The sequence below is a fragment of the Vibrio sp. 1078-1 genome (genome assembly GCF_033340475.1).
Genome location: NZ_JAWOWM010000257.1, coordinates 1 through 764, shown reverse-complemented (window position 1 = coordinate 764; position 764 = coordinate 1). Strand labels below are relative to the sequence as shown.

The following is a 764-nucleotide window of genomic DNA, read 5'->3' as shown; positions in this document are numbered from 1 at the left end:
GGGAAGGCGATGATCCAGCAGACGACAAAACGCTGACTTTCAACGAACTGCACAAAGAAGTGTGCAAGTTCTCTAACGCATTAAAAGACCAAGGCGTGCGCAAAGGCGACGTGGTGTGTTTATACATGCCAATGGTGCCAGAAGCGGCTATCGCTATGCTGGCGTGTACACGCATCGGCGCGGTGCATACCGTGGTGTTTGGTGGTTTCTCACCAGAAGCACTGTCTGGTCGTATCATCGACTCTGACGCGAAAGTTGTGATCACTGCGGACGAAGGTGTGCGCGGTGGACGTGCCGTTCCACTGAAAAAGAACGTGGACGAAGCACTCACTAACCCAGAAGTAAAAACCATCAGCAAAGTTGTGGTACTAAAACGCACAGGCGGCAATGTAGATTGGCATGAGCATCGTGACGTTTGGTGGCACGAAGCAACCGCAAAAGTATCTGATGTTTGTCCACCAGAAGAGATGAAAGCGGAAGACCCACTGTTCATCCTCTACACATCAGGCTCGACAGGCAAACCAAAAGGCGTACTTCACACAACAGGTGGCTACCTTGTTTATGCTGCCATGACGGTTAAATACGTCTTCGATTACCAACCAGGTGAAACGTTCTGGTGTACCGCAGATGTAGGCTGGATTACTGGCCACACATACCTTATCTACGGACCACTTGCGAACGGTGCGAAAACCATCCTGTTCGAAGGTGTACCAAACTACCCGAACACAAGCCGTATGAGCGAAGTGGTCGATAAGCATCAAGTG

1 protein-coding gene is annotated in these 764 nt (G+C 50.5%); it reads left to right on the top strand.

Annotated elements, in window-relative coordinates; translation table 11 throughout:
* Positions 1–764: AMP-binding protein (locus tag R7190_RS26965; protein ID WP_318137811.1), on the top strand; the 764-nt coding region annotated here is incomplete at both ends.